We start from the raw sequence: 7189 nt of genomic DNA, 5'->3' as shown, positions 1-7189 counted from the left end.
CGGAAAGCACAGTAAAACAGCTTTTTGTTGGTTCAAAGAGATGAATCTTCAAATTTATATTATATATTTTAGCGTAATTTAATAACATAGATGAATAATTCCCGACATTTGCTCCAATATCAAACACTATCATATCCCCCCCCATTTCTCTCATGGATTTAAATAGATTTTTTATAAAAAACTCCTCACCATTTTTTTCAAATATTGTATTGTTATTATTTTCAATTTTGTTGAATAGCCAAAAAGCAAAATTCCTTAACCTTCTTTTTAGATATGGCATTTTCGTATACATTTAGCTCCTCCTCTTTTTTAGTTTAAATAATCCAGTTCCAAAACCCTTTTTAGGATCATAGTTATCATACATTTTTGTCCCATATATGTATTTTTCATCCAATATTTCAAACCCATCAAATTGTTCTAAAATATATTCTCGTGTAAAAGCTCTATGTGCGTTAAAATATATCTTATTCGCTCTATCAACTGGGACACTAAATAATAACACTCCACCAACTTTTAAAACTCTCCTAAGTTCTTTTATAGCTTTCTCGCTTCCAAAAGAATCCAAAGAATCTCCATATCTTCCAAGACCTATATACTCAACAACACACAGAGAAGAAAGACTTTCAATTGAATTATCGTTAAATGGAAGCTCCAGTATTGACCCTTTTATAAAAAATAGGTTTGGCAATTCAAGTTCTATTGGTCTAATATCTACTATTGTTACTGGTACAAACTGAGAAATTATTCCCATAGTCTTTACAGAGCTTCCTATATCATAATGATGAGCCGGTCTCATCTCAAAAATATGCTTCGCAGCCCAACAGTCTTGAAAAAAGTAAATAGGATCGATGGGTGTATAGTCCAAGTTGTCAAACAAACAAGGATAGTATTCTAATTCTCTAAAGAGCTCGTTTTTAGGTAGCTTATTAAATTTATCAAGTTGGCCAAAATACCAAACAAACTTTTGAATAAATGAGATTGGTTTAAATCTAAAGAATTCTTTGGAGGTCTTAGATATAGCATATAAATTTCGGAATAATGAATGTTGTTTTAAATAACTTCTTATGCTTCTCATACGATTTTACCCCTTAACAGTCCTTTAATCATTGTCTTTAATCCATTAATAAAAGTAATATTTGTTTCTTTGCCAAAATTTTGCCATTGCTCTGTGGTCTTTCTTTGAAAGTAGTTTTTAATTTTATCCTCTAAGTTCATAGGATATATGTATATAACATCTTCAAATATTATAATTTGTTTGTCTGCTGGTAAAACATTGCAAATGTCATTAATTGATGGCCAATTTCGATAGTTGTGGGGAATGGGGGGGGAGCTAAAAATAATCTTGCATCATCCACCATAATCAAATAATTTTTTTTATAGCAAAGTATTATTTGAAGTTCATCTAATAGAGGACATTCGTCGTTTTGACCATAAGTATCACCACCGCTCCAATGTGCATCTAACCAAAATAAAATGTTATCATTATCATTGAGTAGTGTATTTAGATGTTCTCTTGAATCACCTTGTAGGACCATGCAATTATTGATGTCCTTCAGATTATGTTTGGCAATATGAAACATTACGTTGGATTTTTCAATGGTAAAAACTTTTGTAAAATACCTACTCATTCTTTTTGCTGTGTGACCATGGTATGTGCCAGTTTCAACAAATATATCAAGCATACCTATTTCTTTTAAGAACAAGGCTTACTGTTCAGGAATTCCAAAATGAATTAAGCCCATTTCTAACTCCTTAAATTTAGTTTATAAAAAGTAAAAATAGCTTTCATCTGCAATTTGACATTTTCTCTTGTCTTTGAGTATATAAAATCTATCAAAAAAGTCGTTATAGAAAAAGATACTATTGTTGCAAAAATGGCTCCCTGACTTTTATATGATGGTATGAGATAGTAATTCAAAAAAACATTAATCAAAGTTCCAGAAGCCATAGTAAACAGTGAAAACCTAAAAAGATTTTCTATGTTTATAAAAGCCCCTCTTGCCACTCCAGTATTTGCAAAAAATAGTCTAACTGCCATGAGAGATAACAATACACCTGAAGGTTGATACGCAAATCCATAAAGAGCAACTACAATCTTCTCTGAAGCCAGAAAAATTGGAATTGCTGTTAATAGAAAAAGCAAAAAACTTAAACGATAATAATTCAAAAAACGCTCATTGTATAAAGTTTGAGATATTTTTTTTGCATTTACAAGTGCAGGGAAAATTGAACTATTTAAAATCATAGGGATAAAACCAAAAGTTTCAATCAACCTCAGAGCAACACTATAATATCCCACTTCAATGCTTCCTACCATTTCTTGAATCATTACTTGGTCTATCCTAGCTTGAATCATCAACAAAATTCCACTTAAAATAACTGGCCACGAATCCTTTAACAAAGAAATTGCAGTTGATTTCCTAAAATGGAGAAAACTCCTAAAAGAACCTTTTGTAAACACATAAAAATATACATAACCCAATGCCAAAACCACACTATCAAAAACAACGGCCCAAGCAAAATAGACAAGTGGAGCTTCGGAAAGTATGAGATATATCTTAAAAAGTGACCCAGCAAAAAGACTCAAAGCATTTACATAGGCAATATACTTACCCATGACTTTTGCTTGGAAATACATATCCACCACATTAAAAGCCTGAAAAACGGTTCCAGAAGCTATAACAAATATAATAAAATTTGTATACCAATCATTTGATGTAAAATTTACAGCTAAGGCAACAAAAACTAAGACTCCAATACCACCTATTACTTTTAACCAAAAAGCTGTCCCTAAGAGTTCATCTCTTCTGCTTTCATCCTTAACAAGCTCCCTAACAACTATCCCATCAAGTCCTAATGTTGCAATGGCAGTAAAAAGTCCTACAAAACTCTGTGCATAAGAGAGCAGTCCATACTTTTCTGGTCCCAAATACCTTGCAACCCACACCCCAACAAAAAGTCCAACAACCATTCTAAGAACTTTCTCTGCAAACAACCAACTTGTGTTAGCAAAATAGCGTTTAAAACCTTCATGAGAAGATAGATGATTAAATATACTAAATATCTTACTTAACAAGGCTCTCCCTGTACCACTCATAAGTTTTTCTTATTCCTTCTTCTAAACCTATACTGTATTTCCACCCAAGCTGTTTTATCTTACTCACATCCAAAAGTTTTCTTGGAGTACCATCTGGTTTTGATATATCATGCCTTATTTCGCCATCAAAACCTATAATACTCCTTATCATAGTAGCTAACTCTTTTATAGTTAAGTCTTCACCAGTTCCAATATTCACAAAGTAATCAGAAGATACATTTTTCATATCCGTCGCCTCTATGTTCTCCATAAGAAATATACAAGCATCCGCGAGGTCATCCACATGCAAAAACTCTCTATAAACATTTCCACTTCCCCAAATCTCTATGTAATTTTCAGTAATGCCATACCTTTTCAAAACTGACAAAACCTCTTCCTTGCTATGTTCCCCAGTTATACCATCAATAGGTCTTTTATTTAAGTCTACTGTAATAGCTTCCCAGTTTTTTTCTCTCAAACACTTTCCAAGATGAAATTTTCTGATAAGTGCTGGTAAGACATGGCTTGTAAAAAGGTCAAAGTTATCGTTTGGACCATAGAGATTAGTAGGCATTACGGATATAAAGTTTGTGTTATACTGCTCATTATAGTATCTACATAGCTTTATGGCACTAATCTTAGCTATAGCGTAGGGCTCATTTGTTGGTTCAAGAGAACCTGTTAATAGATATTCCTCTTTCATAGGCTGTGGTGCAAATTTTGGATATATGCAAGAAGAACCAAGATTTAATAGTTTCTTAACACCAAACTTAAAAGAAGAGTGAATAACATTTAAGGCAATAGCCAAGTTTTCATAGATAAAATCAGCCTTGTATGTGTTATTAGCAAGAATACCGCCTACTTTTGCTGCCGCAAGAAAAACATAATCTGGTCTTTCTCTTTCAAAAAACTCTTCTGTTTGAGATTGGTTTGTAAGGTCAAGTTGATGAAATTCAACGGAGACTATGCTTGGCTTTTTTCTATGATAGTTAGAAACGATATTGGTATAACCTTTTTCAAGAAGTTTTCGCAGGATGGCACCTCCAACCATCCCAGAGCCACCAGCTACAAAAATTTTGGCATTTTTATCTATCATCAACTTTGAGCCTCCTGAGTATTAGGAACATAGCTAAGGTTGTGTTCTGTGTAATGAAATCCTTTGGCTTGACAAACTTCAAAGCCTTTACCAGGTGCAGTAAGGTCTAAAAGTTTCATATCATAGTCTACCATAATCATAACAAGCTCTTCAAAGGTAGTTCTTGGCTCCCAACCAAGTTTTTCTTTTGCTTTTGTTATATCTGCTTGTAAATGCTCTACTTCTGTGGGTCTAAAATACTTTGGGTCTATTTCTATGATAATATCTCCGGGTCTTAAAACATGACTCCATGTGTTATCTACACTTTTAACTATTCCCTTTTCTTCCACACCTTCTCCCTTCCACTCAATCTCAACACCAACATAGTGAAAGGCCTTTTCTACAAACTCTCTTACAGAGTGGCTTTCTCCTGTGCCAACCACATAGTCATCTGGCTTTTCTGCCTGCAACATTAACCACATCATCTCTACATATTCTGGTGCAAAACCCCAGTCTCTCTTTGCGTTTAGATTTCCAAGGTAGAGTTTTTTCTGCTTTCCTGCCAAAATGTGTGCAACCGCACGAGTTATCTTCCTTGTTACGAAGGTTTCTCCCCTTCTTGGGCTTTCATGGTTGAAAAGAATACCATTACAAGCAAAAAGGTTATAGGCTTCTCTATAATTCACAGTCATCCAATAAGCATAGACTTTTGCTGCAGCATAAGGGCTTCTTGGACAAAAAGGTGTTTTTTCATTCTGTGGAGGTGGAGAAGAACCGAACATTTCCGATGATGATGCCTGATAAAATCTTGTTTTTATTCCACTCCTTCTTATAGCTTCAAGTATTCTAGTTGTTCCAAGTCCAGTGATATCTCCAGTATATTCAGGCATATCAAAACTAACGCGAACATGACTTTGTGCCCCAAGATGATAAATTTCATCTGGTTGTATATTATATACAATAGAGGTAATCTGTCCTTGGTCAGACAAATCTCCATAGTGTAGAAACAATCTTGCTTCAGGATTATGAGGATCTACATATATATGATCTATTCTATGGGTATTGAATGTACTTGACCTTCTAATAATTCCATGAACTTCATAACCCTTTGAAAGGAGAAATTCAGCTAAGTATGAACCGTCTTGCCCAGTAATGCCAGTAATTAATGCTCTTTTCATAATATTTTCTCTCTATAAATTTAAAACATATTGAAATTAACCCTGTTGAAGAATTCTACTTAAGAAACATTTATCTTAACACCTACAGTGATGAAAAAACTAAGATTAAGTTAATGCTGCAGTTCTTTTCGATTTTCTACAGCATCACCGTTGCTCCATCAAGGGGTCTTTTTATTCCTACTTGCTGTACTTCATTGATTTAATAGCAATTTTATCATGTTTTTGTTTTAATCTTTTCAATTAGTAGAAACAAATGTCAAAGAAAGTGATCCTTTTTGGATACGAATGCATAAAACCAAATTTATTATCTGCACGTGCTACCGCCATTGGGAGCTCTTCCCTCTCCCCCGAATTAAACTGACATTTAGATATGTAAACATTAACCTCATAAAACTTTGCTATAAATATAATAAATTTTTTAATTCATGTCAAGAGTTTATAACCGAAAATCTTTACTATCTTAAAAATATAGTCGTATCCCTTACCTTTTACCTTTCATCCTGTTGTTACAAGCATAATTTGCTAACTGTCATTGCGAGCGTAAGCCAGGATGAAAATTGAATCACCCGCTAACCCCCTCTCTAAAATTAGAGAGGGGGAATTAAAGGGGGTGAGTTAGAAAATAACTCTTTGAGATTGTCCCAATGGGATCACTTTTGTAACTTCGGAGTTCCACCCCTCGCAATGATAGGATGAAAAATTGACTCATTCCCTAACCCCATCTCTATAAAAATAGAGAGGAGGAATTAAGGGGGTGAGTTAGAAATAAGCGTAGCAATCCTATAAAAATTGTTCTATTGGACAATGACAGGATGAAAATTGACTCATTCCCTAACCCCCTCTCTAAAATTAGAGAGGGAGAACTTAATGGGGGGTGAGTTAATAAATCAGAAATTGTCCCAACGTGATTACTTTGTAACTTAGTGCTTCGTCCCTCGCAATAATTCACCCCTTGTCCCCTCCCTACAGCTCCAGAAGGGGGAACTAAAAGGGTAAGTTAATAAACTGACTCGCCTCCCTCTAAAATTAGAGAAGAACTAAGGAGCTGAGTTAAAAAACGAAGTAATCTTACTTCTGTTAACTTTTAATCATTGAAATTTACATTTGGATTTTTTATAATTCAACAAAGAGCGCCTGTAGCTCAACTGGATAGAGCGTGGGCCTCCGGAGCCCGAGGTTGCGGGTTCAAGTCCCGCCAGGCGCGCTAAACCCTTCGTTTGCGAATTCACCCCGACAAAAAATGACAGCCTTTGAATTTGATAAATGTTTTTATTAAAATTTATTTGGTCTCTTTTCTTCGTTTTCACCTGAAACAAAGTTTGTTAAGTATATAACAAAAAAATAAAAAATTAATTTTTATGAGACTATCTGTAAATGTTGACCATGTAGCAACTTTAAGAGAAGCAAGAGGGGGACTTGAACCTGACCCAGTAACCGCAGCTCATATCGCAGAACTTGCCGGAGCCGATGGAATTGTTTGTCATCTACGAGAAGATAGAAGACATATAAAAGACCGCGACCTTCGTCTCCTGCGTGAAACAATAAAGACAAAACTTGATCTTGAGATGGCTGCAACTGAAGAAATGGTTAAAATTGCAATTGAAACCCTGCCAGACCTTGTAACACTTGTGCCTGAAAGACGACTTGAAAGAACAACTGAAAGAGGTCTAAATGTAATTGACCAAATCCCGCATCTGACCGATGTTGTAATTGAAATGCATAAATATAATGTAAAAGTCAGTTTATTCATTGATCCAGATCCAAAACAGATTGAAGCATCTGCAAAGACTGGAGCTGATTTTATTGAGATTCACACGGGTGAATATGCAAACGCAAGAAATGAAAAGGAGCAATTTGAGG

General features: G+C 34.7%; 6 protein-coding genes, 1 tRNA gene and 1 pseudogene. 2 read left to right on the top strand and 6 right to left on the bottom strand.

What is annotated here, in order from left to right; translation table 11 throughout:
* The 6 genes and pseudogenes from AT685_RS07745 to gmd all read right to left on the bottom strand — a co-directional run.
* A pseudogene (locus AT685_RS07745) lies at nucleotides 1-280 on the bottom strand (FkbM family methyltransferase); the annotation flags it as partial.
* Between the two features lie 12 nt (nucleotides 281-292).
* Nucleotides 293-1075: a DUF268 domain-containing protein gene (locus AT685_RS07740; RefSeq protein ID WP_072152191.1), complete on the bottom strand. Its 783-nt coding sequence runs from the start codon at nucleotides 1073-1075 to the stop codon at nucleotides 293-295.
* 169 nt (nucleotides 1076-1244) lie between these two features.
* Entirely contained in the window at nucleotides 1245-1682 is a 438-nt protein-coding gene (locus AT685_RS07735) for a class I SAM-dependent methyltransferase (protein WP_143713184.1), read from the bottom strand.
* Nucleotides 1683-1744: 62 nt separating this feature from the next.
* Complete coding sequence (locus tag AT685_RS07730; RefSeq protein ID WP_081040644.1) at nucleotides 1745-3097, bottom strand: flippase; 1353 nt, start codon at nucleotides 3095-3097, stop codon at nucleotides 1745-1747.
* A complete protein-coding gene (locus tag AT685_RS07725) occupies nucleotides 3066-4169 on the bottom strand; it encodes a GDP-L-fucose synthase family protein (protein ID WP_072152192.1) in 1104 nt (367 codons plus the stop codon). The genes AT685_RS07730 and AT685_RS07725 overlap by 32 nt, the downstream gene beginning before the upstream one ends.
* Before the next feature lie 2 nt (nucleotides 4170-4171).
* Nucleotides 4172-5329, bottom strand: a complete 1158-nt coding sequence (gene gmd, locus AT685_RS07720; RefSeq protein ID WP_143713183.1) for a GDP-mannose 4,6-dehydratase — start codon at nucleotides 5327-5329, stop codon at nucleotides 4172-4174.
* A gap of 1130 nt (nucleotides 5330-6459) precedes the next feature.
* On the opposite strand from gmd, the gene AT685_RS07715 reads away from it, so the two are divergent.
* Together AT685_RS07715 and AT685_RS07710 are read left to right on the top strand one after the other, a co-directional pair.
* Nucleotides 6460-6533 (top strand) — tRNA-Arg (locus AT685_RS07715).
* A 154-nt stretch (nucleotides 6534-6687) separates the two neighbouring features.
* The coding region (locus AT685_RS07710) for a pyridoxine 5'-phosphate synthase (RefSeq protein ID WP_072152188.1) at nucleotides 6688-7189 on the top strand (502 nt) is incomplete at its 3' end.

The organism is Candidatus Kryptobacter tengchongensis (assembly GCF_001458555.1).
Classification (GTDB): Bacteria; Bacteroidota; Ignavibacteria; order Kryptoniales; family Kryptoniaceae; genus Kryptonium; species Kryptonium tengchongense.
This window is presented reverse-complemented; position numbering and strand designations above follow the sequence as displayed.